The organism is Streptomyces sp. NPDC059668, from assembly GCF_042734135.1.
In the GTDB taxonomy this organism is placed as follows: domain Bacteria; phylum Actinomycetota; class Actinomycetes; order Streptomycetales; family Streptomycetaceae; genus Streptomyces.
On sequence record NZ_JBHWEL010000008.1, the window covers coordinates 164,905 to 190,272 of the forward strand.

Here is a 25,368-nt window from a genome sequence, read left to right on the forward strand (position 1 = left end):
GTGACGGAGACACGCGCCGAACCCGTCGCCATCGTCGGCATGGCGGTCCTCTTCCCCGGCGCCCCCGACCTCGCCGCGTACTGGCGCAACCTGGTCTCCGGCGTCGACGCGATCACCGACGTGCCCCCGGGCCGCTGGGACGCCGACGAGTACTACGCGCCCGGCGCGGAGCCCCGCGCGGACCGGGTCTACTGCCGGCGCGGCGGCTTCGTGGACGAACTGGCCGAGCTGGACGTCACCGAGTTCGGGATCATGCCGGCCGCGGTGCCCGCCACCGAACCGGACCAGCTCATCGCGCTGCGGGTGGCCGCGCAGGCGCTCGCCGACGCGGGCGGCGCGGACCGGCTGCCCGCCGACCGGCACCGGGTCGGCGTGGTGCTCGGCCGCGGCGGCTACCTCACCCCCGGCCTGGTCCGGCTCGACCAGCGGGTGCGGACCGCGAGCCAGCTGGTACGGACCCTGGGCGAGCTGCTGCCCGATCTCGACGCGGCCCAACTGGAGTCGGTGCGGCAGGCGTTCACCGACCGGCTCGGCCCGGAGGCGCCGGAGTCGTCGATCGGTCTCGTGCCCAACCTCGCCGCGTCCAGGCTGGCGGGCCGGCTCGACCTGCGCGGCCCCGCCTACACCGTGGACGCGGCCTGCGCCTCCTCGCTCATCGCCGTGGACCACGCGGTGCGCGAACTCGGCAGCGGGCGCTGTGACGTGATGCTGGCCGGCGGGGTGCACCACTGCCACGACATCACCTTCTGGAGCGTGTTCAGCCAGCTCGGCGCGCTCTCCCCGAGCGAGCGCATCCGGCCCTTCCACAAGGACGCGGACGGGGTGCTCATCGGGGAGGGCACCGGGGTGGTCGTCCTCAAGCGCCTCGCCGACGCCGAGCGCGACGGCGACCGGGTCTACGCGGTGATCACCGGCACCGGTGTCGCCTCCGACGGACGGACCACCAGTCTGATGGCGCCCGACTCGGGCGGCCAGGTCCGCGCGGTCCGCCAGGCCTGGCAGGCCGCCGGGCTCGACCCGGCGGCGCCCGGCTCGATCGGGCTGCTGGAGGCGCACGGTACCGCCACCCCGGCCGGCGACGGCACCGAACTCGCCACCCTCGCGGAGGTGTTCGGACCACCACCGGGTGAGCGGCCCGGCACGGCCTCGGCCGGCGACGGGACCGGCACGGCACCGGCCGAGGCAAAGTTCGCCCCGGGACCGGCCGGGGACGGGTCCGGCCCGGCACCGGCCGGCGGGCGGGCGTCCGGCGCGGCGGCCCCCGGCCGCGCGCCCGACGGCCTCCCGGGCGGTCCGCCCCACGGTCCGTCCGCCGTCATCGGCTCGGTGAAGTCGATGATCGGGCACACCATGCCCGCCGCGGGGATCGCCGGACTGATCAAGGCCGCACTCGCCGTCCACCACGGGGTGCTGCCGCCCACCCTGCACTGCGACGAACCTCATCCGGCCCTGGCCCGCACCCGGTTCGCCCCCATCGGCACCGCCCGTCCCTGGCACACCGACGACCGGCAGCCGGTGCGCCGGGCCGCCGTGAACGCCTTCGGCTTCGGCGGCATCAACGCGCATGTCGTGCTCGAACAGGCGGCGGCCCGCAGGACGGTCACGTCGCTCGAGGTCCGGGAGCCGGAACGGGTGCTGCGGCTCACCGCGCCGACACCCGCGGCGATGGCCGCGCTCCTCGACCGCTCCGACTCCGCGCTGCTCGCCACGGGGCTCGACGAACGGGCCACCGCGCCCGCCGGCGATCCGGTGCGGCTCGCCGTGGTCGGACCCACCGCGAAACGACTGGCACTGGCCCGCAAGGCGGTCGCCAAGGGCAAGGGATGGCGGGGCCGCAACGACGTGTGGTTCGTGCCACGGCCGCTGCTGGGGCCGGGCGGCGGCGGGCTCGCGTTCGTCTTCCCCGGCCTGGAGGCCGAGTTCGCACCCAACTCCGGTGACATCGCCGCCCACTTCGGGCTTCCCTGGTCCACGGCCGTCACCGACGCGACCGTGGGGCACGTGGGCCGGCAGGGCACCGGCGTCTTCGAGCTCGGGCGGCTCCTGGACGCGGCGCTGCGCCGGCTCGGCGTGGTACCGGACGCCCTCGCCGGACACAGCCTGGGCGAGTGGACCGCGATGGCCGTCGCCGGCATCCATCCGCCCGACGAGGTCGACGCCTTCCTCGCCGGCTTCGACCCGGACGCGCTGACCGTGCCCGGACTGGCGTTCGCCGCGATCGGCGCCCCCGCCGGACAGGTACGGGCGGAACTGGCCGGCCGTGCGGACGTGGTCCTCTCGCACGACAACGCCCCCAACCAGTCGATGATCTGCGGCCCGGAGCCCGCCGTCGCCGCGCTCGTCGGGGTGTTCCGTTCACGGGCCGTGGTCTCGCAGATCCTGCCGTTCCGCTCCGGGTTCCACACCCCGATGCTGGAGCCCTACCTCGACCCGATCAGAAAGGCGTCCGAGGCCTACACCCTGCGCCCGGCCGCACTGCCGCTGTGGTCGGCGACGACCGTCGCCCCGTACCCGGACGAACCGGCCGCGATCCGCGAGCTGTTCGTCCGCCACCTGCTGGAACCGGTCCGCTTCCGGCCGCTCGTGGACGCCATGTACGCGGCCGGCTTCCGCGCCTTCGTCCAGCTCGGCGCCGGACAGCTCGGCTCCCTCATCGGCGACACCCTGCACGGCCGTGACCACCTGGTGGTCCCCGCGCACTCCCCGCACCGCACAGGCCTGCCCCAACTGCACCGGGTGGTGAGCGCGTTGTGGGCGGACGGGGCGGCCCCGGACCTCGCCCCGCTGCTCGGCGGCCCACCGGAGACCGCCCCGGCCGCCACCCGCTCCGGCCGCCGGGCGGGCCGGCCGGTCCGGCTGGACCTCGGCGGTGCGAACGTCTCCCTGGACGCGGCGACCCGCGACCGGGTGGCCGCCGCCCTGACCCGGCACCGCACCCCGGCCGCGCTGCCCCCGGATCTGGACGTCCTGGACGAACAGGGCCTGCTCGGGGCCGAGTTGTCGGCGCTGCTGCGGGAGGCGACGACGCTCGCCTCGGACGTGGTGACGGCGGGCCGCTCGGCACGCCTCGGGTCCCCGCCGGCCGCCCGGGACACCGGCGTGCCCGTCCCCCCTGCCCTCACACCGGCTCCCGGACCCCGGCCGCTCGAAGCGACCCTGCACGTCTCCGTCGAGACCATGCCCTACCTCCTCGACCACTGCTTCTTCAGACAGCCCCCGCACGCCGACCCGGCCGACCGATGGCCGGTGGTCCCCGGCACCACCGTGATCGCCCACCTCATGGAGTACGCCGAGCGGGCCGCCCCCGGCCACCGTGCCGTCGCCGTCCACGACGTACGGCTGCACCAGTGGGTCACGGCCGTCCCGGCGGTCGACATCCCCGTCCGGATCGTGCCCGAGGGCCCGGACCGGGTGGCCGCCTCGCTCGGCCCGTACGCCCAGGCCGGCGTCGAACTCGCCCCGGAACACACACGGTTCGCCCCCGTCCGGCCCTGGACCTTCCCGACGGCCGAGGAGGAGAGACCCGAACTCACCGCCGCGGAGCTCTACGCACGCCGCTGGATGTTCCACGGTCCGCTCTTCCAGGGCCTGGCCGAACTGACCGCGGTCGGCGACCGGCACGTACGCGGCGTGCTCGTCACTCCGGCCGCGCCCGGTGCCCTGCTGGACAACGTGGGTCAGCTCCTCGGCTACTGGATCATGTCCAGACTGCCGGTGCGCACCACGGTGTTCCCCGTGGGCATGAAGGAGATCCGCTTCCACGGACCGCATCCCGCCCCCGGCGAGCGGCTGGAGTGCCTGATCCGGATCACATCCGTCACCGACAGCGCCCTCGAAGCCGATATGCAGCTCGTCCGGCAGGGCAGGGTGTGGGCCGAGTTCAGCGGCTGGCAGGACCGCCGCTTCGACAGCAACCCGTGGATCCGCGCGGTGGACCGGGAGCCCGAGCGGTACACGCTGTCCCGGAGGCAGCCCGGCGGCTGGGCCCTGCTCCACGAGGAGTGGCCCGATCTGGCCACCCGCGAGCTGATCATGCGGAACATCCTGGCGGGCGAGGAACGCGAGCAGTACGCGGCACACGCGCCGCGCGGCCGGCGGCAGTGGCTGCTCGGCAGGATCGCCGTCAAGGACGCGGTGCGCCACCTGCTGTGGGACCGCGGCGCGGGTCCGCTCTATCCCGCCGAGATACGGGTGGACAACGAGCCGACCGGCCGCCCCCGCGTGACCGGCGGCTACGGCCGGACGCTGCCCGCGCTGCACGTCTCGATCGCCCACCGGGGAACCACCGCCGTGGCGATGGCCAGGACGGACGGGCCCTGCGGGATCGACATCGAGGAGGTCACCGACCGCCCCGACGCCACCCTCGCCGTCGCCCTCACCACCCGCGAGCGCGAACTGCTCGGATTCCTCGTCCGGCGGACCGTGGCCGACACCGGACACCACCACCAGGACCGGGACCGGAACGAGGACCGGGACCAGAACGGGTCCGGGGCCGACGCCGGCGCCAGGCGGCTCTGGTTCACCCGCTTCTGGGCCGCCAAGGAGGCCGTCGCGAAGGCGCGCGGCACCGGACTGGGCGGCGAGCCCAAGCGGTTCGAGGTCACCGCGGCGGACGACACCCGCCTGACCGTCCGCACCGCGGGCGAGGACCACCGCGTGCGGCACTGCGCGCTGACCGCCCCCCAGCCGTCCGCAGGGCCCGGCACGGAGTACGTCGTGGCCTGGACGGCCGTCAACGACCAGGAGAGCGAAGATGACCACTGAACTCGAAGGCCCCCGCCCGGACACGCAGTCGGCTCCGAGCCCGGCGCCGGACACGGCGACCGTCCTCGCGGACATCTCGGCCATCCTGCGCGTCGTACTGGAGGAGTACGGACTCGACGACTTCGAGATCACCATGGAGACGTCCTTCCACGACGACCTGGAGCTGGAGAGCATCGACCTCGTCACGCTCTCCGCCCAGCTGCGCGAGTTCTACGGCGAGCGCGTCAACTTCGCCGCGTTCATCGCCGACCGCGGGCTGGAGGAGATCATCGAACTGACCGTCGGCGATCTCGTCGGCCATGTGGTGGACACGCTCGCCGTCGCGGAGGTGCGCTGACCGTGGCGACGCTCCGGGTGAACGGCATCGACGTCCACGTCCAGCGGCTGGGGCACGACCCCGACGTCCCGCGCCCGGTCGTGGTGCTCATCCACGGCCTGCTCATCGACAGCCTGGCCAGCTACTACTTCAGCCTCGCGCCGCGGCTCGCCGAGGAGGGCATGGACGTCGTCATGTACGACCTGCGCGGGCACGGCAGGACCTCCCGGCCGGCGACCGGCTACCGGATGGAGGACTTCGTCCGCGACCTCGACGAACTGCTCGACACGCTGGCGGTCGAGGTCCCGGTGCGGCTGGTCGGCAACTCCTTCGGCGGTGCCGTCGCCTACGCCATGGCCGCCGCGCACCCCGGACGGGTCGCCGGCGTCGTCGCGATCGAGGCCGAACCACCGGCCCGGGCCTGGGCGGAGAACATGTACGAGGGCCTCGTCGGGGAGCAGGGCGGCCAGGTCGTCCAGGAGGTCACCGAGTGGCTGCGGGAGAACCCGGGCGAGCGCAACGCCCGGCCGTTCCGCGCGGCCGGCAAGGTGCTCGACGAGACCGCGCTCGCCCGGGAGATCCCGCTGAGCGGTCTTCTCGACGAGAACCTGTCCGCGATCCGCTGCCCGGTCCTCGCCGTCTTCGGCGGCGCGTCCAAGCTCAGCGCGCAGACCGGGATGCTGGAGGCCTCGCTCGCCGACTGCCGTACGGTCGTCCTGCCCGACCGCGGCCACTCGGTGCTGGTGGAGGCCACCGAGGAGACGTACGTCCTCGTACGTGACTGGCTGCTGCGCCAGGAGGCGCACGCGCTGCGGGAGGCCCGCTAGATGGGCAGGTTCCTGTTCGTGGTGCCGCCGCTGGTCGGACACGTGAACCCGGCCGTCGGCACCGCGGCGGCACTCGCGGCCCGCGGCCACGACGTCGCCTGGGCGGGCCACCCGGAGCTGGTCCGGAGCCTCGCGGGGTCCGACGCCGTCGTCCACCCGTGCGCGCTCCCCGGTGACGTGCCGCCCCGGCCCGCCGACCTGAAGGGGCCGGCCGCCTTCCGATTCCTCTGGGAGAGCTTCCTCGTCCCGCTGGCCGACGCCATGGCCCCCGGCGTTCGGGCGGCGATCGGGGCGTACGACCCGGACGTCGTCGTCTGCGACCAGCAGGCGGTGGCGGGCGCGCTGGTCGCCGAGTCGCTCGGGCGGACCTGGGTGACGTCGGCCACCACCTCCGCCGAACTGGTCGACCCGCTGGCCGCCATGCCCAAGGTGGCGGCCTGGCTCGACGAGTTGCTCGCGGGGCTGCGCGCCAGGGTCGGCGGCGCCACGGGCGGGGCGGACCCACGGTTCTCGCCGCACGGTGTGCTCGCGTACACCACCCGCGCGCTGCTCGGTCCGGTCGAACTCCCCGTCCCCGTCTGGCTGGTGGGCCCCTCCGTCGCCGCCCGGCCGGCGGGTGGCGACGACTTCCCCTGGGCATGGCTGGACGACTCGGGGCCGCCCACCGTCCTGGTCACTCTCGGCACCGCCAACAACGACGCCGGCGCCCGCTTCCTGAACGAGTCCGCGCGGGCGCTGGACGCCCTGGCCGGCCGGGTGCGGGCCGTACTGGTCGATCCCGGCGGGCATCTCGCGGGCCCGCTCCCCGACCACCTCCTGGTACGCCCGCACGTCCCTCAACTCGCGTTGCTGGAAAGGCTCGACGCGGTCGTCTGTCACGCCGGGCACAACACCGTGTGCGAGGCGCTGTGGCACGGTGTCCCGCTGGTCGTGGCGCCCATCCGGGACGACCAGCCGATCGTGGCCGGCCAGGTCGTGGACGCGGGCGCCGGCGTGCGACTGCGGTTCGGCCGCGCCGACGCGGCGAGGATCGGCGCCGCCGTCGAGGCCGTGCTCGATCCGGCGTGGGGCCACCGCAAGGCGGCCGAGGCCGTCGGGGAGTCCTTCCGGGCGGCGGGCGGCAGCGAGTCCGCCGCGGACCGCCTGGAAGCGGTGGCGGCCGGGTCCGCCGGAGCCACCGGCAGTCCCGGCAGTCCCGGCAGTCCCGGCAGTCCCGGCAGTCCCGGCAGTCCCGGCAGTCCCGGCAGCGGCACGGGTACCAGCAGCGACAGCGATGACGGTGAGGTGCGTGTCCCGTGACCGCCGAAGGGCTGCCCGCCACTCCCCCGGGCTCGCTGTCCGCCCTGGTCCGCTACGCGAGGCCGCACTGGCGGGTGCTGCTGCTCTCCCTGTTCCTCACCCTGCTGGCCGGTGTGTCAGGGCTGGCGCAGCCGAAGTTCGCGCAGACGATCCTTGACCAGCTGGACCACGGCGGCGGCGTCGCCGCACCGGTCGCGCTGCTCGCCGCGCTCCTGGTCGCGGGCGCCCTGCTGACCGGCCTCAACGCCTGGCTCCAGCAACGCACTTCGGAGCGGGTGGTCCGCGAGGTGCGGCGCGGTCTCGTGCACCGGCTGATCCGGCTGCGGGTCTCCGAGCTGGACCGGCGGGCCCCGGGTGACCTCATCGCCCGCGTCACCTCCGACAGCACCCTGCTCAAGAGTGCCGCCACCGAGGGCCTGATCATGACGGTCAACGGCGTACTGACCTTCGCCGGGGCGCTGTTCATGATGGCGACGCTCGACGTGCGTCTGCTCGGTGTGACCCTGCTGGTGCTGACCCTGGTCGCGGTCGTGATCACCGTCGTGCTGCCCCGGATCAAGGCCGCCGTGGCCCGTTCCCAGGCGTCCGTCGGCGCGGTCGGCGCCGTCCTCGACCGCACGCTCGGCGCGGCCCGCACGGTCAAGGCGAACGGCGCCGAGAGCCGGGAGACACGCGCCGCCGAGGCCGCGGTCGAGGAGGCGTACGCGGCCGGGCTGGTCGGCGCCCGCTACGGCGCCCTCGTCGCCATGGTCGGCGGCGCCGCCATCCAGACGGCGTTCCTGGTCGTGCTGGGCGTGGGCGGCACCTTCGTCGCGAACGGCACGATGTCGGTCTCCGAACTGATCGCCTTCCTGCTGTACGTGTTCTTCCTGGCGAGCCCGGTCTCGCAACTGGTCGGCGGGGCCGCCCAGCTCCAGCAGGGGCTGGGCGCGGTGGGCAGGATCCAGGAGGCCTTCGGGCTGCCGGCCGAGGACGACATCGAGGCGGTGCCCGGCTCCGTGCCGGACCACACTGCCGCGCCCGCCGTCGAGTTGAGCGGGGTCGGGTTCGCCTACCCGGGCCGCGCGCCCGCCCTGCGCGGTGTCGGCTTCACCGTCCCCGCCGGCACCCGGACCGCGCTCGTCGGTCTGTCCGGCGCCGGCAAGACCACGCTGTTCTCACTCCTCCAGCGCTTCTACGAACCGACCGCGGGCACCATCAGGATCGGCGGTGAGGACATCGCCACGCTGCCGCGCGCCGAGGTGCGGCGCCGGATCGCCTACGTCGAGCAGGACTCCCCCGTGATGGCCGGCACGCTCCGCGAGAACCTGGTGTACGCGGCGCCCTCGGCGACCCCCGGGCAGCTCGCGGAGGTGCTGGCCCTGACCCGGCTCGACGGCCTGGTCGCGCGCCTGCCCCAGGGTGTGGAGACGCCGGTCGGCCCGCGCGGTGTGACCCTGTCGGGCGGTGAGCGCCAGCGCCTCGCCATCGCACGTGCCCTGCTGCGCCGCCCCCAGGTGCTGCTGCTCGACGAGGCGACGGCTCAGCTCGACGCGCGCAACGAACAGGCCCTGGGCGAGCTCGTCGCGCGCGCGGCGGGCCGGTGCACGGTGCTGCTGATCGCCCACCGGCTGTCCACGGTCACCGACGCCGACCAGATCGTGGTCCTGGAGCACGGCGAGGTCCGCGCCGTCGGCACCCACGAGTCGCTGGTCGACGACGACACGCTCTACCGCGAACTGGCCGCCACCCAGCTGCTGGCGGCCGAGCCCCAGGCGCGTCCGCCGGCCGGTCCGGTCGGCGCGGCGTCCGCCGGGGCGTGAGCCGGCCCGTGGGTGAGTCGACGGCCTCTACGTGAGTCGGCACAGCGGCGGCGAATACCAGGTGACGGGTGCACCCACCCCCTATACATCGGGTGTATACACCATCTGTATAGTCACGGCATGCCTTTTCAGACCAGGAAGACGAAGAGATCGAGCCGGGGGTTCCGTCCGGCGGCCGCCCTCGTGGCGGCCGCCGCGCTCACGCTGCCGCTGGCGGGGTGCACCACCGTCCACACCACCGCACCGGCGGCCGTCCGGGCGCAGACCGCGTCCGACGTCACGGCGGCCGGACGGTTCGGGACCGTGGACTGCCGTGCCGCCAAGTGCATCGCGCTGACCTTCGACGCCGGGCCCAGCGAGCACTCGGCCAGGCTGCTGGACATCCTCAAGGAGAAGAAGGTCCCGGCCACCTTCTTCCTGCTCGGCAAGAGGCACATCGAGAAGTACCCGGAACTGGTCAAGCGGATGGCCGCCGAGGGGCACGAGGTCGCCAGCCACACCTGGGACCACAAGATCCTCACCCGGATCGGACCCGACGAGATACGCGCGGAGCTGCGGCGGCCGAACGACGCGATAGAGAAGCTCACCGGCCGCCGGCCCACGCTGATGCGGCCGCCGCAGGGGCGGACCGACGACACCGTGCAGAAGATCTGCCGGGAGATGGGCCTCTCGGAGGTCCTGTGGAGCGTGACGGCCAAGGACTACAAGACGTACGACCCCGACGTCATACGGGAGCGCGTCCTGAAGCAGTCGACCCGGGACGGGATCATCCTGCTGCACGACCTCTACCCGGGCACCGTGCCCGCGGTGCCCGGGATCATCGACGCGCTCAAGGAGCGGGGGTACGTGTTCGTGACCGTGCCCCAGTTGCTGGCGCCGGGCAAGCCGAAGCCCGGCACGGTCTACCGCCCCTGACGGAGCCCGCGTGGGGCCCGTACCGAACGGGACGGGTACCGGAGCGGGGGGTCAGAAGACGACGGTCCAGCCTTCCCGCCCGGCCTCCGCCGCCGTGTACGAGACACCGTGGACCTTGAGGCCCTGTCCGTCGAGCAGGGTGATCCGGCCGCCCTGGTTGCCCAGCTGGACGCCGTCCGTGAGCGGGACCACCAGACACGCGCCGGGGGCGAGCGGGCCCGGCGGCACCGCGCAGCCGTGGTCGAGCCGGTCGGCGAGGCGCCAGCCGGTGAGGTCGAGCGGATCGGGCGAGGCGTTGAGGAGCGTGACGGTCTCGGACTCGGGGGCCGGCCCCCGCGGGTTGACGAGGGCCGCCAGGATGCGCACCGGCTGACCGCCCGGATCGGGGCGCGAGCCGTCCACGGGCAGGGTGTGCCCGGTGATGTCGTCGGTGTGCCAGGACTGGTTCTGGAAGGCGAGGAAGATGCCGACCCAGCGGGACTGTGCCGGGAAGTGGAGGAGCAGGCCGCCGTCCTGCCAGACGCCGTCGTCGCCCTGGAAGCGCCCGCTGTTGCCCTGGTTCATATGGATGTCGTGGACGCCGTTTCCGGGCAGGAAGCCGAAGACCTTGTCGCGGACGGCGGGCTCGGGCCCGAAGCGCTCACCGAACACGAGGACCCGGGCGGCCGGGTCGGCCACCGCGCGCTGGACGTAGTGGTCGAGCAGGTCGGCCAGGTCGTTGTCGGGACCCTGGGCGTCCGGGGGCAGCGAACGCATCGCCGCCGGGTCGAAGAGGTTGCCGCGCACGAAGTCGAGGTTCGGGCCGCCCGGACCCGGCGGCAGTGTGTTCCAGCCGGACGCCAGGCCCTCCAGGTGCGAGGTGACCGGGTGCCGGAGGTCGTCGTCGACCAGGTAGAGCAGCTCGGAGGGCTCCTCCTGGGAACGCACGTTGACCGCCGCCCGGTAGTGCGTCCCCTGGTCGTCCGTCAGGTGGATCTGGTAGTGCGGGGTGTCGGTGGAACCCTCGCGCCGGACGTCGACCGCCCGGGTGATCAGTACGCCGTAGGCCTTCAGCGGCATGTCGGTCAACTCCCCCTGCGCGCAGTGCGGTTGGCCGTGCTATGGGGGAATGGTAGGACCGTGGCGCGCCCTTTCGCCCGGCCGCGCGGGAATGCGTCCGGTGTTCGGCCGCCTACGATCGCCCCGTGGTCCTCTTCCTGCTGGAACGCGTCTGCCCGACTCCCCCCGCCGAGACCTGGCGGCGTCTGACCGAGTGGCCTCGGCACGCGGAGGCCGTACCGCTGACCCGGGTCAGCGTGGTCACCCCGCCGCCGACGGGTGAGGGCACGGTGTTCGTCGCCCGGTCGGGGGTGGGGCCGGTGGCGTTCGACGACCCGATGGAGGTCGTGACGTGGCGGCCGCCCCGGGGAACGGACGCGGGACGGTGCCGGCTGGTCAAGCGCGGCACGTTCGTCACGGGGTGGGCCGAGATCGAGGTGCGTCCTGCGTCGGACGGGGGCTCGCGGGTGCTGTGGCGGGAGGATCTGCGGGTGCGCCTGCTGCCCGGGATCTGCGACCGGCCGCTGGCGTGGGCGGGCCGGTGGATGTTCGGGCGGGCGGTGGACGCGCTGCTGCGGGAGCCGGTCCCGCGACGACCCCCGGGACCGCCCTCGCCGTGACCGCCCCGGTCACCACCCCGTCACCGCCCAGGTCACCACCCCGTCACCGCCCAGGTCACCGCCCAGGTCAGGCGAACGACCCGATCCTGCGGACCGGTGCGGGCGTCGCGTCGTGGTGGATCGGCGTGTGCGCCCCGGTGAGGGAGAGGCCGCTGCCGCCACGTCGGCCGGCCACGATCTCCGAGGCGATGGACAGGGCCGTCTCCTCGGGGGTGCGGGCTCCCAGGTCGAGGCCGATGGGAGAGCGCAGGCGGGCGAGCTCCTGCTCCGTGACGCCGACCGCGCGCAACCGCTCGTTGCGGTCCAGATGCGTCCGCCGGGAACCCATCGCGCCGACGTACGCGACCGGCAGGCGCAGCGCGAGCCGGAGCAGGGGTACGTCGAACTTGGCGTCGTGGGTGAGGACGCACAGGACGGTCCGCGCGTCGACCTGGGTGCGCTCCAGGTACCTGTGCGGCCACTCCACGACGATCTCGTCGGCGTCGGGGAAGCGGACGGAGGTCGCGAAGACCGGGCGGGCGTCGCAGACCGTCACGTGGTAGCCGAGGAACTTGCCGATGCGGACCAGCGCCGACGCGAAGTCGATCGCGCCGAAGACGATCATGCGAGGTGACGGCACCGAGGACTCCACCAGAACCGTGAGCGGTGCTCCGCAACGAGAGCCCCGCTCACCGATCTCCAGGGTCCCGGTGCGACCCGCGTCCAGGAAGGCGCCCGCCTCGCCGACGACGGTCCGGTCGAGGTCCGGGTGGCCGCCGAGACCACCCTCGTACGAGCCGTCGGGGCGGACGAGCAGCGCGCGCCCCAGCAGTTCCGAGGGACCGGCCACGATCCGCGCGAGGGCCGCGGCCTCCCCGCGCACGGCGGCGGCCAGTGCGGACGCCAGCACCTCCCGGAGCGGGCCGCCCGCGCGTACGGGGGTGACGAGGATGTCGATCACGCCGCCGCACGTCAGGCCGACGGCGAAGGCGTCCTCGTCGCTGTAGCCGAAGCGCTCCAGGACGGTCTCGCCGTCCTCCAGCGCCTGCCGGCACAGTTCGTAGACCGCGCCCTCCACGCAGCCGCCGGACACCGAGCCGATCGCCGTGCCGTCGGTGTCGACGGCGAGCGCGGCGCCGGGCTGACGGGGTGCGCTGCCGCCGACGGCCACCACGGTGGCGACGGCGAAGTCGCGCCCCTGCCCGACCCACCGGTACAGCTCCTCGGCGATGTCCAGCATGTCTCGGTCTCCTTCGGCGGCGGTTGCGGGGAGGGCCTCGCGGCGGGCGTCCGGCGGGTGCCTAGTGGACGCCCATCCAGCTCTCGATGGGGTGGAGGGCGTAGAAGACGAGGAAGATCACCGTCAGGCCCCACATGAACGCCCCGATCTCCCGGACCTTGCCCTGGGCGACCTTGATGGCGACGTACGAGAGGACTCCGGCCGCGACGCCCGCGGTGATGGAGTAGGTGAACGGCATGATCACGACGGTGAGGAAGACCGGGATCGCCGTGGCGCGGTCGGCCCAGTCGACATGGCGGGCGTTCATCATCATCATGGCGCCGATGACGACCAGGGCCGCCGCCGCGACCTCGCCGGGGACGATCGCCGTCAGCGGGGTGAAGAAGAGGCAGGCGGCGAAGAACAGTCCGGTGACGACGGAGGAGAGGCCGGTACGGGCCCCCTCGCCGACCCCGGTCGCGGACTCGACGAAGACGGTCTGGCCGGAGGCGCCGGCGACCCCGCCGACCGCTCCGCCCGCGCCGTCGATGAACAGTGCCTTGGACAGGCCCGGCATCCGGCCCTGCGCGTCGGCCAGTCCGGCCTCCGTGCCGACGCCGATGATGGTGGCCATGGCGTCGAAGAACCCGGCGAGGACGAGGGTGAAGACGATCATGCCGACCGTCATCGCGCCCACGTCGCCCCAGCCGCCGAACTCGACCTCGCCGAAGAGCGAGAAGTCCGGCATCGAGACGGCGCTGCCGTGCAGTTCGGGCGCGCCGCTCGCCCACTGCCCGGGAGCGATGACGCCGAGGCCGTTGAGGACCACGGCCAGGACGGTCCCGCCGACGATGCCGATCAGGATGGCGCCGGGGACGCCGCGCGCCTGGAGCATGAAGATGGCGAGCAGGGTCGCCGCGAAGAGCAGCACCGGCCAGCCGGCCAGTTCCCCGGTCGCCCCGAGGGTGACCGGGGTGGCCTTGCCCTGGTGGACGAAGCCGGCCTTGTAGAAGCCGATCAGCGCGACGAACAGGCCGATGCCCATGGTGATGGCGTGTTTCAGCGCCAGCGGTATCGCGTTCATGATCATCTCGCGCAGGCCGGTGACGACGAGCAGCATGATGACCACGCCGTACATCACGCACATGCCCATGGCCTGCGGCCAGGTCATCTGCGGGGCGACCTGGGAGGAGAGCACTCCGGAGACGGAGAGTCCGGCGGCGAGGGCGAGCGGCACCTTGCCGACGAAGCCCATCAGGAGCGTGCTGAAGGCCGCGGCGAACGCGGTCGCGGTGATCAGTGCCTGCTGGCCGAGCGTGTTCCCGGCGGCGTCCTTGCCGGACAGGATCAGGGGGTTGAGGAGGAGGATGTACGCCATCGCCATGAAGGTGGTGACGCCGCCGCGCACCTCGCGCGCGACGGTCGATCCCCGCCCGGTGATGTGAAAGTAACGGTCGAGCCAGGACCGTCCGGCCGGGACGCGGGTACCCGCACCCGCGTCGTCGGCGACGGTCCTGGGCTCCACTGACTGGTGGGTCATGGTGCCAACTCCCAAGGTTCACAGGGGCACCCGCATCAGCCGCCGGTGGCGACTGAGGTGAACCGCCGTTGCGGCTGCGGGATTTGGGAAGGTGCACGACCCGGGGGACGGCCCGAGACGAACGGAAGGGGGTACGGGGGGACAAGTCCCGCCCGGTCCCTGGGGGTTACTTGCCGGTGAGGTGCTCGGGCCGTACCGGCGTCCGGTTGAGCTCCAGCCCCGTCGCGTTCCGGATCGCCGCGAGGACGGCCGGGGTGGACGACAGGGTGGGGGCCTCGCCGATGCCACGGAGCCCGTACGGGGCGTGGTCGTCGGCGAGTTCGAGCACGTCGACCGGGATGGTCGGCGTGTCGAGGATCGTGGGGATCAGGTAGTCCGTGAAGGAGGGGTTGCGCACCTTCGCGGTGACGGGGTCGACGATGATCTCCTCCATCACCGCGATGCCGAGGCCCTGGGTGGTGCCGCCCTGGATCTGGCCGACCACCGACAGCGGGTTGAGGGCCTTGCCGACGTCCTGGGCGCAGGCCAGTTCGATGACCTTGACCAGGCCGAGTTCGGTGTCGACCTCGACGACGGCGCGGTGCGCGGCGAACGAGTACTGGACGTGGCCGAAGCCCTGTCCGGTGCGCAGGTCGAAGGGTTCCGTCGGACGGTGCCGCCACTCGGCCTCGACCTCGACGGCCTCGTCCTCCAGCACGTCCGCCAGATCGGCGAGCACCTCGCCCGCGTCGGTGACGACCTTGCCGCCCTCCAGCAGCAGTTCCGCCGTCGCCCACGCCGGGTGGTACGTACCGAACTTGCGGCGGCCACGCTCCAGGACCTTCTCGCGCACCAGCTCGCAGGAGTTCTTGACGGCGCCCCCGGTGACGTACGTCTGGCGCGACGCGGACGTCGAACCGGCGCTGCCCACCCGGGTGTCGGCGGGGTGGATGGTCACCTGCGCGACGCCGAGCTCGGTGCGGGCGATCTGCGCGTGGACGGTGACACCGCCCTGGCCGACCTCCGCCATCGCGGTGTGCACGGTCGCGACCGGCTCACCGCCCACCACCTCCATGCGGACCCTGGCGGTGGAGTAGTCGTCGAAGCCCTCGGAGAAGCCGACGTTCTTGATGCCGACGGCGTAGCCGATGCCGCGGACGACGCCCTCGCCGTGCGTGGTGTTGGACAGGCCGCCGGGCAGCTGCCGTACGTCGGCCCCCTCCGAGCTCTCCCACTGGCGCTCCGGCGGCAGCGGCATCGCCTTGACGCGGCGCAGCAGTTCGGCGACCGGGGCCGGCGAGTCGACGGGCTGTCCGGTCGGCAGCAGGGTGCCCTGCTCCATCGCGTTGAGCTGCCGGAAGGCGACCCGGTCCATGCCGACCGCGTCCGCCAGCTTGTCCATCTGCGCCTCGTAGGCGAAGCACGCCTGGACGGCGCCGAAGCCGCGCATGGCGCCGCAGGGCGGGTTGTTGGTGTAGAGCGCGATGGCCTCGATGTCGACGTCCTCGACGACGTACGGGCCGACGCTCAGCGAGGAGGCGTTGCCGACGACCGCCGGGGAGGCGGACGCGTAGGCGCCGCCGTCCAGCACGATACGGGCCTTCATGTGGGTGAGCTTGCCGTCCTTGGTCGCCCCGTGCTCGTAGTACAGCTTCGCGGGGTGGCGGTGGACGTGTCCGAAGAAGGACTCGAAGCGGTTGTAGACGATCTTGACCGGCTTGCCGGTGCGCAGGGCCAGCAGGCAGGCGTGGATCTGCATCGACAGGTCCTCGCGGCCGCCGAAGGCGCCGCCGACGCCGGAGAGCGTCATCCGGACCTTGTCCTCGGGCAGGCCGAGGACGGGGGCGATCTGCTTGAGGTCCGAGTGCAGCCACTGGGTGGCGATGTACAGCTCGACGCCGCCGTCCTCGGAGGGCACGGCGAGGCCGGACTCGGGGCCGAGGAAGGCCTGGTCCTGCATGCCGAAGGTGTACTCGCCCCGGACGACGAAGTCGGCCTTCTTCGCGGCCTCTTCGACGTCGCCGCGGACGATCGGCTGGCGGTGCACGATGTTGGGGTGCGGGACGTGGCCGATGTGGTGGTCGTCGCGGCCCTCGTGGACGAGGATCGCGTCGGGCGCGGTCGCGGACGCCTCGTCCGTGATGACCGGCAGCTCCTTGTACTCCACCTTGATCTTGGCGGCGGCGCGGCGCGCGGTCTCCGGGTGGTCGGCGGCGACGATCGCGACGGGCTCGCCGTGGTGGCGGACCTTGCCGTGCGCGAGGACGGGGGTGTCCTGGATCTCCAGGCCGTAGGTCTTCACGGCGGTGGGCAGGTCGTCGTAGGTGAGGACCGCGTGGACGCCGGGCTGCGCGAGGGCCTCGGAGGTGTCGATGGACACGATCTCGGCGTGCGCGACGGTGGAGCGCAGGATCTGGCCCCAGAGCATGTCCTCGTGCCACATGTCGGACGAGTACGCGAACTCCCCGGTGACCTTGAGGGTGCCGTCCGGGCGGAGTGTGGACTCGCCGATGCCGCCCTTGGTCTCGGTGCCCTGGGTGATCTTGGTGGGGGTGCCGGTGGTTCCCATGGTCAGACCGCCTCGGACTGCCGGGCGGCCGCGAGGCGGACCGCGTCCATGATCTTCTCGTATCCGGTGCAGCGGCAGAGGTTGCCGGAGAGCGCCTCGCGGATGTCCGCGTCGGTCGGGCTCGGGTTGCGCTCCAGCATCTCGTCCGCGGCGACCAGCAGACCCGGGGTGCAGAAGCCGCACTGGACGGCGCCGGCGTCGATGAACGCCTGCTGGATCGGGGAGAGTTCGGTGCCCTCGCCGGTCTGCGAGTCATGGCCCTTGGCGCCCCACCGCCTGGCCTCGTCCAGCGACGTGCCGCACGGGCCCGTCCCGCAGGAACGCTGCTGGGCGTACTCCGCGAGCCCCTCGACGGTGACGACCTCGCGGCCCTCGACCTGACCGGCCGCCACCAGGCACGAACACACCGGCACGCCGTCGAGGCGGACGGTGCAGGAGCCGCACTCGCCCTGCTCGCAGGCGTTCTTGGAACCGGGCAGGCCCATCCGCTCCCGCAGCACGTACAGCAGGGACTCGCCCTCCCACACGTCGTCGGCTTCCTGCGGACGGCCGTTGACCGTGAAATTGACGCGCATTACGCGACTCCCTCCGTGGCGGCGGTGCCGCGGTACGACTCCCAGGTCCAGGTGAGGGTGCGGCGGGCCATCACGCCGACCGCGTGGCGGCGGTAGCTCGCCGTGCCCCGGACGTCGTCGATCGGGTTGCAGGCGGCGGAGCAGAGGTCCGCGAACTGCTTGGCGACCGACGGGGTGATGATCCTGCCGTTGTCCCAGAACCCGCCCTCGTCGAGCGCCGCGTTCAGGAACTCCTCGGCGGTCTTGGCGCGGACCGGGGTCGGCGCGGCGGAGCCGATGCCGGTGCGCACCGTGCGGGTCGCGGGGTGCAGGGCGAGACCGAAGGCGCACACCGCGATCACCATCGCGTTGCGGGTGCCGACCTTGGAGTACTGCTGCGGGCCGTCGGCCTTCTTGACGTGGACGGCCCTGATCAGCTCGTCGGGGGCGAGCGCGTTGCGCTTGACCCCGGTGTAGAACGCGTCGATCGGGATCAGCCGGGTGCCGCGCACCGACTCGGCCTCGACCTCGGCGCCCGCCGCGAGCAGGGCCGGGTGGGCGTCACCGGCCGGGGACGCGGTGCCGAGGTTTCCACCGACGCCGCCGCGGTTGCGGATCTGCGGCGAGGCCACGGTGTGCGAGGCCAGGGCCAGGCCGGGCAGCTCGGCGCGCAGGTTCTCCATGATCTGGGTGTACGGGACGGAGGCGCCCAGACGCACGCTCTCCTCACCGACCTCCCACTCGCTCAGCTCGCCGACGCGGTTCAGGTCGAGGAGGTACTCGGGCCGGCGGTGGTCGAAGTTGATCTCGACCATCACATCGGTGCCCCCCGCAATCGGCACAGCGGTGGGGTGCTCGGCCTTCGCGGCGAGCGCCTCCTCCCAACTGGCGGGGCGAAGGAAGTCCATGAGTGGCTCTCTTCTTCTTCGTCGAAGGTCGTGTCGATCAAGCCAGATCGTGTGCGGCGGCCCCGGCTCGTTCATGAGTTGTTCACGCGGATCGAGGTCAGTACACAGCCCTGTCCTCCGCCGGGGTCAGTCACCGAAACCATGAAGGAGTTGGCTGGCCAGGGCACTCATCTTGTAGATTCATATGAACGGGAGGCGTCAGTAACCTCTCCGGTTTCCCAGTGAAACACCCAGCACATGCCGGGACCTGGGAAGACGGCTCACGGGCGCGTCCGCCCCGTGCTCACCCTTCAGATCCATCGTAGATTTCGAGACAAGAACGGCGGCGACGAGAATGCGGCTGCGCGCACTGCTGGACACCGACGCGCTGGGCCTGCGGCTGCTCGGCGGCGAGGGCGAGCTCGACCGCACCGTACGCGGTGTGATGACCACCGACCTCAAGGACCCCAGCCGTTATCTCTCGGGCGGCGAACTGGTCCTGACCGGTCTCGCCTGGCGGCACGGCGCCGCGGACTCCGAGTCCTTCGTCCGCATCCTCGCGGCCGCCGGGGTCGCGGCCCTCGCCGCGGGCGAGGCGGAGCTCGGCGACGTCCCCGAGGACCTGGTCCTCGCCTGCGCCCGGCACCGGATGCCGCTGTTCGCCGTGAACGAGTCGGTGGCCTTCGCGACGATCACCGAGCACGTCGTACGGCAGGTCTCGGGCGAGCGCGCCGGGGACCTGGCGGCCGTGGTGGACCGGCACCGGCGGATGATGACGTCCGGTCCGGCCGGCGGCGGCCCCGACGTGGTCCTCGACCTGCTCGGCTCCGACCTGGACCTGCGGGCCTGGGTGCTGTCCCCCACCGGGCGGCCCGTCGCGGGCTCGAAGCTCGCGGGGGCCGCGCTGCCCGCCGAGGTGTGCGCCCGGCTGGCCGCCGAGCACCTCGCGGCCGTGCGCACCGGCCGGCGCGGGCCGCACCGGGTCGTGGTCGGCACGACGGCGTACTCCCTGTTCCCGGTCCGGTCGTCCGGGCGCTCCGCGGGCACCGGGCGCGACGTGCGCGAGACGGTGCTCTCCGACTGGCTGCTCGCGGTCGAGGCGGACGCCGGTGACTGGCCCGCGGAACGGCTCGACCTGCTCCAGGGTGTCACCCAGCTGATCGCCGTCGAACGCGACCGCCGGGACGCGGCGCGTTCGGTCCGCCGGCGCCTCGCGCAGGAGGTCCTCGAACTGGTGCAGTCGGGAGCCGCGCCCGCGGAGATCGCGGCCCGACTGCGGGTCGCCGCGCCGGTGCTGCTGCCCGGACTCGGGGCTGCCCCGCACTGGCAGGTGGTGGTGGCCCGCGTCGAGTGGGACGGCGGCGAGATGGACGGCGGGCCGGTCGCGCAGTCGCTCCTGGAGGAGATGCTCGTCGACCCGCTGACGACCGGCCCCGAGCACGCGGACCGGATCGCCGTCGCCCACACGGACGGCGAGGCGATCGCGCTCGTCCCCCTTCCGGCGGTCTCCTCGGAGCACGACGGTTCGGAGACCGGGCTGCTCGCGGACTCGCTGCTCGCGGCCGTCCGCGACCCGCTGTCGGCGGGCCTGGACGACGACGGGCGGCTCACCCTCGGCGTCAGCGCCGCCGTGCACTCGGCGGAGGGCCTGCGCGGCGCCCTGGAGGAGGCCCGGCACGCACGCCGGGTCGCCGCCGCACGCCCCGGCCGGGTCTGCGCGGCCGGACACCAGGAACTGGCCTCCCACGTCCTGCTGCTGCCCTTCGTGCCGGACGACGTGCGCCGGGCCTTCACCGCCCGGCTCCTGGACCCGCTGCGCGACTACGACCGCCGCCACCGCGCCGAACTGATCCCCACCCTGGAGGCCTTCCTCGACTGCGACGGCTCCTGGACGCGCTGCGCCGCCCGTCTCCACCTGCACGTCAACACGCTGCGCTACCGGGTGGGGCGTATCGAGCAGTTGACGGGCCGGGACCTCTCGCGCCTGGAGGACAAGCTCGACTTCTTCCTGGCCCTGCGCATGAGCTGAGGTCACGGGGCGGTGAGGGGCGTGTCACCAAGTGGCACCCCTGTCGCACGACTTTGTGAAATCCTTCACCCAGCCCCTTGGCCGGGTGCCGCGATCCGTGCTGAGATGCCACCACTCAACAGCTCAATGGCGTGCTCGGGGAGGGCAACGTGGCGCATACCGCCATGTCTGGTTCCGGAACGAACGCAGGGGACGATCCACTCCAGACCGCGGTATGGCGGCTGCGCTCGCGCGCCTGCTGGGTCGACGCGGCCGCACTGATCGAGCCCCTGACGGCTCAGGCGTCGCTGCAGAGGGCCTCGCTCCTCGTCGAGCGGTGCCTGTACACCGAGCAGGGCTGGGCGGAGGCCGAGGACGCGCTCCGCACGGCGGAGGCGGTGGCCCGCAGCGACGACGAGCGGGGCGCCGCGGCCTGTGAGCGCGGCCAACTCGCCTACGCGGCCACCCTGCTCGGGGTACGCGACCGGGCGGACGAGGCACGGGCCGCGCTCGGCCGGGCCGCCGCCCTGATCGCGCCCGGGGCGCCGGGCCGCGCGCTCCTGGACTTCCGCCGCGGACTGCTCGCCGAGAACCTCGCGCAGTCCCCGCAGGCCGCCCGCGCCGCCTACCGCCGTGCCCACGCGGGTGCCTCCGCCCTGGGCGACCCGCTGCTGCTGTCCTTCACCTGGCGACATCTGGCCGGACTCGCCCTGAGGGACGGCGAGTTGGCGGAGGCCCGGCACGGGTTCGGCGAATCCCTCAGGATTCGCGAGGAGTTGGGCTACCTGGTGGGGACGGCCCCTGCGCTGGCGTCCCTCGCGGACGCCGAGACCGAGCCGGAGGCCTCCCGGCTGCGGGCGGAGGCGGGACGGCTGTTCCGGCTCCTCGGGGGTGTACCGACCTGGCTGGCACGGCAGTTGAGCCCGCCGGCCGCCACCGCCTGAGACGTCCGGCGGACCGGGGCGCGACGGCTCCCCGGGCCGCCGGACGCCGTGGGCCGTCGTGGGCCGCCGTGGGCCGTCGGCCGCGCTCGGGCTAGCCGCTCTGGACCTTCGACAGCAGGTCGCGGGCGAACGTCTCGATGGTGGTGCGGAGTTCGGGGTCGTGGGCCAGATGGACGCCCCCGGCCACGACCACCAGCAGGAGCAGGAAGCCCAGGCCGCCGCCACGGACACCTCGGACGCCCCGGACGCCCCGCGCGGAGCCGTGGGACACGGGACGGTACGGGTGCGGCGCACGGGTGCGGCGGGCGTGCTCGTGTGCCGCGTGGTGCAGGTCGCGGTGGTGCCGGACGTGGTTCCGATGGGCCTGCTGGGCCTGCTGGGCCGCCTGCCAGGACGGGTCGGGCATCGGTGTCTCCCCCGGTTGCGGTCGGCTCGCGCCGTGTACCGGTGGGCACGCGGACCGGGTCGCCCGGGTTCCCGTCGACGGGGTCCGCGACCGGTCCCGTACGAAGCCGTTACGTCCAGGGCGGGAACGCCACATACCGGCCGGCCCGGGACACCCTCCCGGGCCCGGGACGCCGTCCTGCGGGGCCCGGGTCACCTGGGCCCCTACGCGCCCGCGAAGTGCTCCCGCACGAGGGACTGCACGACCGGCAGGTCCTGGACGATCAGGGCCTCCAGGAGGGCGGTGTGCTCGGCGGCGTCGGCCACCAGGTCGGCACGGCCCCGGGAGACGGGGCCGCCGACCAGCGGCCACTGGGCGCGGCGGTGCAGGTCTTCGGCGATCTGCACGAGCTGGTCGTTGCCCGCGAGGGCGAGGACGGCACGGTGGAAGGCGCGGTCGGAGTCGGCGTAGGTGGCGCGGCAACCGGTGGACGCGGCCCGCACCGTGGCCTCGGCGAGCGGGCGCAGCTCGGCCCAGCGCGCGGCGGCCACCGTGCGCGCGAGGCGCAGCATCACCGGGACCTCGATGAGCGCGCGGATCTCGGCGAGTTCGGCCAGCTCGCGCGTCCCGCGCCGGACGACCCGGAAACCCCGGTTCGGCACGACCTCGACGGCGCCCTCCAGGGCCAGCTGCTGCATCGCCTCGCGCACCGGCGTGGCGGACACCCCGAACCGCTCGCCGAGCACCGGCGCCGAGTACACCTCGCCGGGGACGAGTTCCCCCTCGACGAGGGCGGTGCGCAGGGCCGCGAGGACCTGCCCGCGGACCGAGGCGCGCTGGACCACCGGGCGCGCGGTCTCCGTGCGGGGCGGCGGGTTCTCCGCGGGAGGGAACGCGGGATGAGACGGGAGGGGCACCTCGCTGTGCGTGTGCTCACCGCGGGCCGCGGCACCGACCGTGGAGGCGTCCGCGGCGACGTCCCGCTCCCGCTCCTGGCGCCGTTCCGGTGCCCGCGACTGGGCGGGCACCCGGACCGCCGCCGTACGCATGTCCGGGGCGCCGTGCCCGGTGGAGCCGTGCGTGCCCAGCGAACCGGCCTGCTCCACGGGGGCCTCCTCCGGGCTTGGTGGTACTTGGGGGTCAATGCGGCGGTTGTCACCTGTCCGTCAAGCACCATAGGCGCACACGGCCCCAGTTCAAACATCCGGAAGAACGGGTAAGGTAAGCCTTACCTGTCAACGATCGTGAAGCGGTGGTCACCGGATGTCCGCTCCCGCCCTGGCCGCAGACGCCACGGCCCGCCCCGGCGCCCGCCCGGCACCCTCGGCCCTCACGGACGCCTACACCCGGTTGACCGAGGTCGTCCCCGCCCTGAGCGTCACGGAACTGGAGCCGGGCGAGGCGGCCCCCGAGGGCGACGGCTGGGCCGGGGCGGCCCGGCTCGCGGCGGGCGGCCCGGAGCTCGACGCCTTCCTCGCCTGGGACGAGGCGCAGATCGTCCGGGACTACGGACAGCGGGCCCGCCCGGACGTCGTCGCCACGTTCGGGCTGCACCGGTACGCCTGGCCGGCCTGCCTCCTGATCACCGTCCCGTGGTTCCTGGAGCGCCGCGTGCCCCGCTTCCCTGTGGAGCACGTCACATTCCAGCGCACCCTCGGCCGGATGGCCGTGCGGACCGGCGAGTTCGCCTGCCTGCCGGACGACCCGGCCGCCACCCTGCCCGGCGCCCGCGTCGTGCCGGACGAGGAGGCGCTGCGGGCCGAGGTGCGGGCCGCGGTGGCCGAGCACCTGGAGCCGGTCCTCGGCGGCTTCGGACCTCGCATGCGACGCCGCGGCCGCGCCCTGTGGGGCATGGCCACCGACGAGATCGCCGAGGGCCTCTGGTACGTCGCCGGCCTCCTCGGCGAGGAGGAGCGCGGGCTGCGCGAACTTGAGCTCCTGCTGCCGGGGACGACCCGGCCCTACGTCGGCTCCGCGGCGTTCCGTGAACTGGCCAGACCGGACGGCGGAACCCTGACCACCCGCGACCGCGCGAGCTGCTGCCTCTTCTACACCCTGCGCCCCGACGACGCCTGCGTCACCTGCCCGCGCGTCGGCGACGTCGAGCGCGTCGCCAAGTTGACGGTCGCCTCCGCCAGTTGAGGCGCCCCGCGACGGGGTGGGTTCCGGGTGCTCTAAGATCAACTGCGACGGAGACACCCCTCGGGTCACAGGTGCTTCACAACTTCCTCACTTGTCGCAGGAACTTTCCGTTGAACCATCCGTACGGGTAATCTCATTCGCACTCAGCTCCCGTCCCTCGCGCGGCAGTTCGAGCAGAATGTCGCCCTGCGCATCCCTTGGCACTCCCTTGGCGGCCTCTTGCCGCGAAACCCCCTGAGGGGCGACGGGCTTGGGCCAATATGGCGGGCGTTACGCCCTATCCCAATGCAAGGGACCCCAGATGAGACTGACCGACATATCGCTGAATTGGCTGCTTCCGGGCGCCGTTTTGCTCCTGGGACTGCTGGCGGCGGTGGCGGTGCTCGCGCGCGGCAAGCGGTCCGGGGACGGCGCGGGCAGCAGTAACGACGAATCGTGGGAGCGCAGCGAGGAGCGCCGCCGGCGCAAGGAGGCCGTCTACGGCACGGCCTCCTACGTGCTGCTGTTCTGCTGTGCCGCGGTTGCCGCCGCGCTGTCCTTCCACGGCCTGGTCGGCTTCGGCCAGCAGAACCTCGGGCTGACCGACGGCTGGGAGTACCTCGTCCCGTTCGGTCTGGACGGCGCGGCCATGTTCTGCTCCGTACTCGCCGTGCGCGAGGCCAGCCACGGTGACGCGGCGCTCGGCTCGCGCATACTCGTGTGGACCTTCGCCGGTGCCGCGGCCTGGTTCAACTGGGTGCACGCGCCGCGGGGCGTCGACCACTCGGGTGCTCCCCAGTTCTTCGCGGGCATGTCCCTGTCGGCCGCCGTGCTGTTCGACCGGGCGCTGAAGCAGACCCGCCGGGCCGCGCTGCGCGAGCAGGGACTGGTCCCGCGCCCGCTGCCGCAGATCCGGATAGTCCGCTGGCTGCGCGCCCCGCGTGAGACGTACAGCGCCTGGTCGCTGATGCTCCTGGAGAACGTCCGCACCCTGGACGAGGCCGTGGACGAGGTGCGCGAGGACAAGCGCCAGAAGGAGCAGACGCGTCTGCGCCGCCGCAACGAGGAGCGGGTCGAGCGCGCGCACCTGAAGGCACTCAGCCGCGGTCACCGGGGTCTGCCGGGGCGCGCGAACGCACGGGCGCAGCTCGAGACGACCGTGGAGCGTGCTCCCGCCCAGGCCTCTACGGAGCCTGCTCTATCGGGGCCGGAGCTGCCCGTACGCTCGCGGCCCTCCCTTCAGCCGGTCCGCAAGAGCGCTGACCCGATAACCGTCGACCTCACCGCGGAGGACGACACCATGGCCCTGCCGCGGCTCGACTCCCTGGAGCGCAAGCTCAAGGACCTCGAGCAGCAGTTCGGCTGACGTCCCGTCGGACGGGACACCGGTGAAGTCCGGGTGGTCCGGCCGGAATCCGGCCGGACCCGGACACGCATGACACCCGGACGGGAACCCCGCCCGGACCAGGGTGACGCCCGGACGCGCATTCCGTCCGGACAGGAATTACGGCGGGGGGGGGGGGAAAACCCCCCCCCCGCCCGGTAGAAACCCAACCACAAGGCCCCCCCCGGGGGCCCGGCCGCCCCCCCCGGGGGGCCGGG

General features: G+C 73.4%; 19 protein-coding genes. 11 read left to right on the forward strand and 8 right to left on the reverse strand.

Annotated elements, in window-relative coordinates; translation table 11 throughout:
* The 6 genes from ACFV2J_RS09440 (at position 1) to ACFV2J_RS09465 (ending at position 9,923) form a co-directional block, all read left to right on the forward strand.
* Positions 1 to 4,764 (forward strand): beta-ketoacyl synthase N-terminal-like domain-containing protein, encoded by a 4,764-nt coding sequence (locus ACFV2J_RS09440; protein ID WP_385437955.1) that lies wholly within the window; start codon positions 1 to 3, stop codon positions 4,762 to 4,764.
* Complete coding sequence (locus ACFV2J_RS09445) at positions 4,754 to 5,101, forward strand: acyl carrier protein (RefSeq protein ID WP_385085618.1); 348 nt, start codon at positions 4,754 to 4,756, stop codon at positions 5,099 to 5,101. The genes ACFV2J_RS09440 and ACFV2J_RS09445 overlap by 11 nt, the downstream gene beginning before the upstream one ends.
* A 2-nt stretch (positions 5,102 to 5,103) precedes the next feature.
* On the forward strand, positions 5,104 to 5,907 hold the full coding sequence (locus tag ACFV2J_RS09450) for an alpha/beta fold hydrolase (RefSeq protein ID WP_385085616.1): 804 nt from the start codon (positions 5,104 to 5,106) through the stop codon (positions 5,905 to 5,907).
* Positions 5,908 to 7,206 (forward strand): glycosyltransferase, encoded by a 1,299-nt coding sequence (locus ACFV2J_RS09455; protein ID WP_385437960.1) that lies wholly within the window; start codon positions 5,908 to 5,910, stop codon positions 7,204 to 7,206. It abuts the gene before it with no gap.
* Positions 7,203 to 9,008: an ABC transporter ATP-binding protein gene (locus ACFV2J_RS09460; protein ID WP_385085612.1), complete on the forward strand. Its 1,806-nt coding sequence runs from the start codon at positions 7,203 to 7,205 to the stop codon at positions 9,006 to 9,008. Before ACFV2J_RS09455 ends, ACFV2J_RS09460 begins: the two co-directional genes overlap by 4 nt.
* Positions 9,009 to 9,128: 120 nt before the next feature.
* Complete coding sequence (locus ACFV2J_RS09465) at positions 9,129 to 9,923, forward strand: polysaccharide deacetylase family protein (protein ID WP_385085610.1); 795 nt, start codon at positions 9,129 to 9,131, stop codon at positions 9,921 to 9,923.
* A gap of 51 nt (positions 9,924 to 9,974) precedes the next feature.
* On the opposite strand, the gene ACFV2J_RS09470 is transcribed toward ACFV2J_RS09465, so the two are convergent.
* A complete protein-coding gene (locus tag ACFV2J_RS09470) occupies positions 9,975 to 10,982 on the reverse strand; it encodes a DUF2278 family protein (protein ID WP_385437963.1) in 1,008 nt (335 codons plus the stop codon).
* Between the two features lie 125 nt (positions 10,983 to 11,107).
* On the opposite strand from ACFV2J_RS09470, the gene ACFV2J_RS09475 reads away from it, so the two are divergent.
* The gene (locus ACFV2J_RS09475; RefSeq protein ID WP_385085606.1) at positions 11,108 to 11,581 is read left to right on the forward strand and encodes an SRPBCC family protein; all 474 of its coding nucleotides are present in this window, start codon (positions 11,108 to 11,110) and stop codon (positions 11,579 to 11,581) included.
* Positions 11,582 to 11,648: 67 nt separating this feature from the next.
* Here the strand turns inward: ACFV2J_RS09475 and ACFV2J_RS09480 are convergent, their stop codons facing one another.
* From ACFV2J_RS09480 to ACFV2J_RS09500, 5 genes are all read right to left on the reverse strand, one after another.
* A complete protein-coding gene (locus ACFV2J_RS09480) occupies positions 11,649 to 12,800 on the reverse strand; it encodes an XdhC family protein (protein WP_385085604.1) in 1,152 nt (383 codons plus the stop codon).
* 61 nt (positions 12,801 to 12,861) lie between these two features.
* On the reverse strand, positions 12,862 to 14,319 hold the full coding sequence (locus tag ACFV2J_RS09485) for an NCS2 family permease (protein WP_385085602.1): 1,458 nt from the start codon (positions 14,317 to 14,319) through the stop codon (positions 12,862 to 12,864).
* Between the two features lie 166 nt (positions 14,320 to 14,485).
* A complete protein-coding gene (locus tag ACFV2J_RS09490; RefSeq protein WP_385437968.1) occupies positions 14,486 to 16,867 on the reverse strand; it encodes a xanthine dehydrogenase family protein molybdopterin-binding subunit in 2,382 nt (793 codons plus the stop codon).
* 2 nt (positions 16,868 to 16,869) lie between these two features.
* Positions 16,870 to 17,442 (reverse strand): (2Fe-2S)-binding protein, encoded by a 573-nt coding sequence (locus ACFV2J_RS09495; RefSeq protein WP_385085598.1) that lies wholly within the window; start codon positions 17,440 to 17,442, stop codon positions 16,870 to 16,872.
* A complete protein-coding gene (locus tag ACFV2J_RS09500) occupies positions 17,442 to 18,329 on the reverse strand; it encodes an FAD binding domain-containing protein (RefSeq protein ID WP_385085596.1) in 888 nt (295 codons plus the stop codon). Before ACFV2J_RS09500 ends, ACFV2J_RS09495 begins: the two co-directional genes overlap by 1 nt.
* Positions 18,330 to 18,663: 334 nt before the next feature.
* Here ACFV2J_RS09500 and ACFV2J_RS09505 point away from each other — a divergent pair, with 334 nt between their 5' ends.
* Both ACFV2J_RS09505 and ACFV2J_RS09510 read left to right on the forward strand, forming a co-directional pair.
* A complete protein-coding gene (locus tag ACFV2J_RS09505; RefSeq protein ID WP_385437971.1) occupies positions 18,664 to 20,337 on the forward strand; it encodes a PucR family transcriptional regulator ligand-binding domain-containing protein in 1,674 nt (557 codons plus the stop codon).
* A gap of 149 nt (positions 20,338 to 20,486) precedes the next feature.
* Positions 20,487 to 21,260 carry a hypothetical protein gene (locus ACFV2J_RS09510; RefSeq protein ID WP_385098239.1) on the forward strand — a complete coding sequence of 258 codons (774 nt, stop codon included), beginning with the start codon at positions 20,487 to 20,489 and terminating at the stop codon, positions 21,258 to 21,260.
* Between the two features lie 91 nt (positions 21,261 to 21,351).
* Here the strand turns inward: ACFV2J_RS09510 and ACFV2J_RS09515 are convergent, their stop codons facing one another.
* The gene (locus ACFV2J_RS09515; protein ID WP_385093375.1) at positions 21,352 to 21,666 is read right to left on the reverse strand and encodes a hypothetical protein; all 315 of its coding nucleotides are present in this window, start codon (positions 21,664 to 21,666) and stop codon (positions 21,352 to 21,354) included.
* Between the two features lie 203 nt (positions 21,667 to 21,869).
* The gene (locus tag ACFV2J_RS09520; RefSeq protein WP_385093380.1) at positions 21,870 to 22,694 is read right to left on the reverse strand and encodes a GntR family transcriptional regulator; all 825 of its coding nucleotides are present in this window, start codon (positions 22,692 to 22,694) and stop codon (positions 21,870 to 21,872) included.
* 214 nt (positions 22,695 to 22,908) lie between these two features.
* Here ACFV2J_RS09520 and ACFV2J_RS09525 point away from each other — a divergent pair, with 214 nt between their 5' ends.
* Together ACFV2J_RS09525 and ACFV2J_RS09530 are read left to right on the forward strand one after the other, a co-directional pair.
* Positions 22,909 to 23,787: a (2Fe-2S)-binding protein gene (locus tag ACFV2J_RS09525; RefSeq protein ID WP_385093372.1), complete on the forward strand. Its 879-nt coding sequence runs from the start codon at positions 22,909 to 22,911 to the stop codon at positions 23,785 to 23,787.
* A 301-nt stretch (positions 23,788 to 24,088) separates the two neighbouring features.
* Positions 24,089 to 25,132 (forward strand): DUF2637 domain-containing protein, encoded by a 1,044-nt coding sequence (locus tag ACFV2J_RS09530; protein WP_168530755.1) that lies wholly within the window; start codon positions 24,089 to 24,091, stop codon positions 25,130 to 25,132.
* Positions 25,133 to 25,368: the final 236 nt, after the last annotated feature.

Coding starts and splice junctions, on each gene's coding strand:
- ACFV2J_RS09445 (WP_385085618.1), top strand. CDS start 4,754: ATGACCACTGAACTCGAAGGCCCCCGCCCGGACACGCAGTCGGCTCCG.
- ACFV2J_RS09455 (WP_385437960.1), top strand. CDS start 5,908: ATGGGCAGGTTCCTGTTCGTGGTGCCGCCGCTGGTCGGACACGTGAAC.
- ACFV2J_RS09465 (WP_385085610.1), top strand. CDS start 9,129: ATGCCTTTTCAGACCAGGAAGACGAAGAGATCGAGCCGGGGGTTCCGT.
- ACFV2J_RS09470 (WP_385437963.1), bottom strand. CDS start 10,982: ATGCCGCTGAAGGCCTACGGCGTACTGATCACCCGGGCGGTCGACGTC.
- ACFV2J_RS09480 (WP_385085604.1), bottom strand. CDS start 12,800: ATGCTGGACATCGCCGAGGAGCTGTACCGGTGGGTCGGGCAGGGGCGC.
- ACFV2J_RS09485 (WP_385085602.1), bottom strand. CDS start 14,319: ATGACCCACCAGTCAGTGGAGCCCAGGACCGTCGCCGACGACGCGGGT.
- ACFV2J_RS09490 (WP_385437968.1), bottom strand. CDS start 16,867: ATGGGAACCACCGGCACCCCCACCAAGATCACCCAGGGCACCGAGACC.
- ACFV2J_RS09495 (WP_385085598.1), bottom strand. CDS start 17,442: ATGCGCGTCAATTTCACGGTCAACGGCCGTCCGCAGGAAGCCGACGAC.
- ACFV2J_RS09500 (WP_385085596.1), bottom strand. CDS start 18,329: ATGGACTTCCTTCGCCCCGCCAGTTGGGAGGAGGCGCTCGCCGCGAAG.
- ACFV2J_RS09505 (WP_385437971.1), top strand. CDS start 18,664: ATGCGGCTGCGCGCACTGCTGGACACCGACGCGCTGGGCCTGCGGCTG.
- ACFV2J_RS09515 (WP_385093375.1), bottom strand. CDS start 21,666: ATGCCCGACCCGTCCTGGCAGGCGGCCCAGCAGGCCCAGCAGGCCCAT.
- ACFV2J_RS09520 (WP_385093380.1), bottom strand. CDS start 22,694: ATGCGTACGGCGGCGGTCCGGGTGCCCGCCCAGTCGCGGGCACCGGAA.
- ACFV2J_RS09525 (WP_385093372.1), top strand. CDS start 22,909: ATGTCCGCTCCCGCCCTGGCCGCAGACGCCACGGCCCGCCCCGGCGCC.
- ACFV2J_RS09530 (WP_168530755.1), top strand. CDS start 24,089: ATGAGACTGACCGACATATCGCTGAATTGGCTGCTTCCGGGCGCCGTT.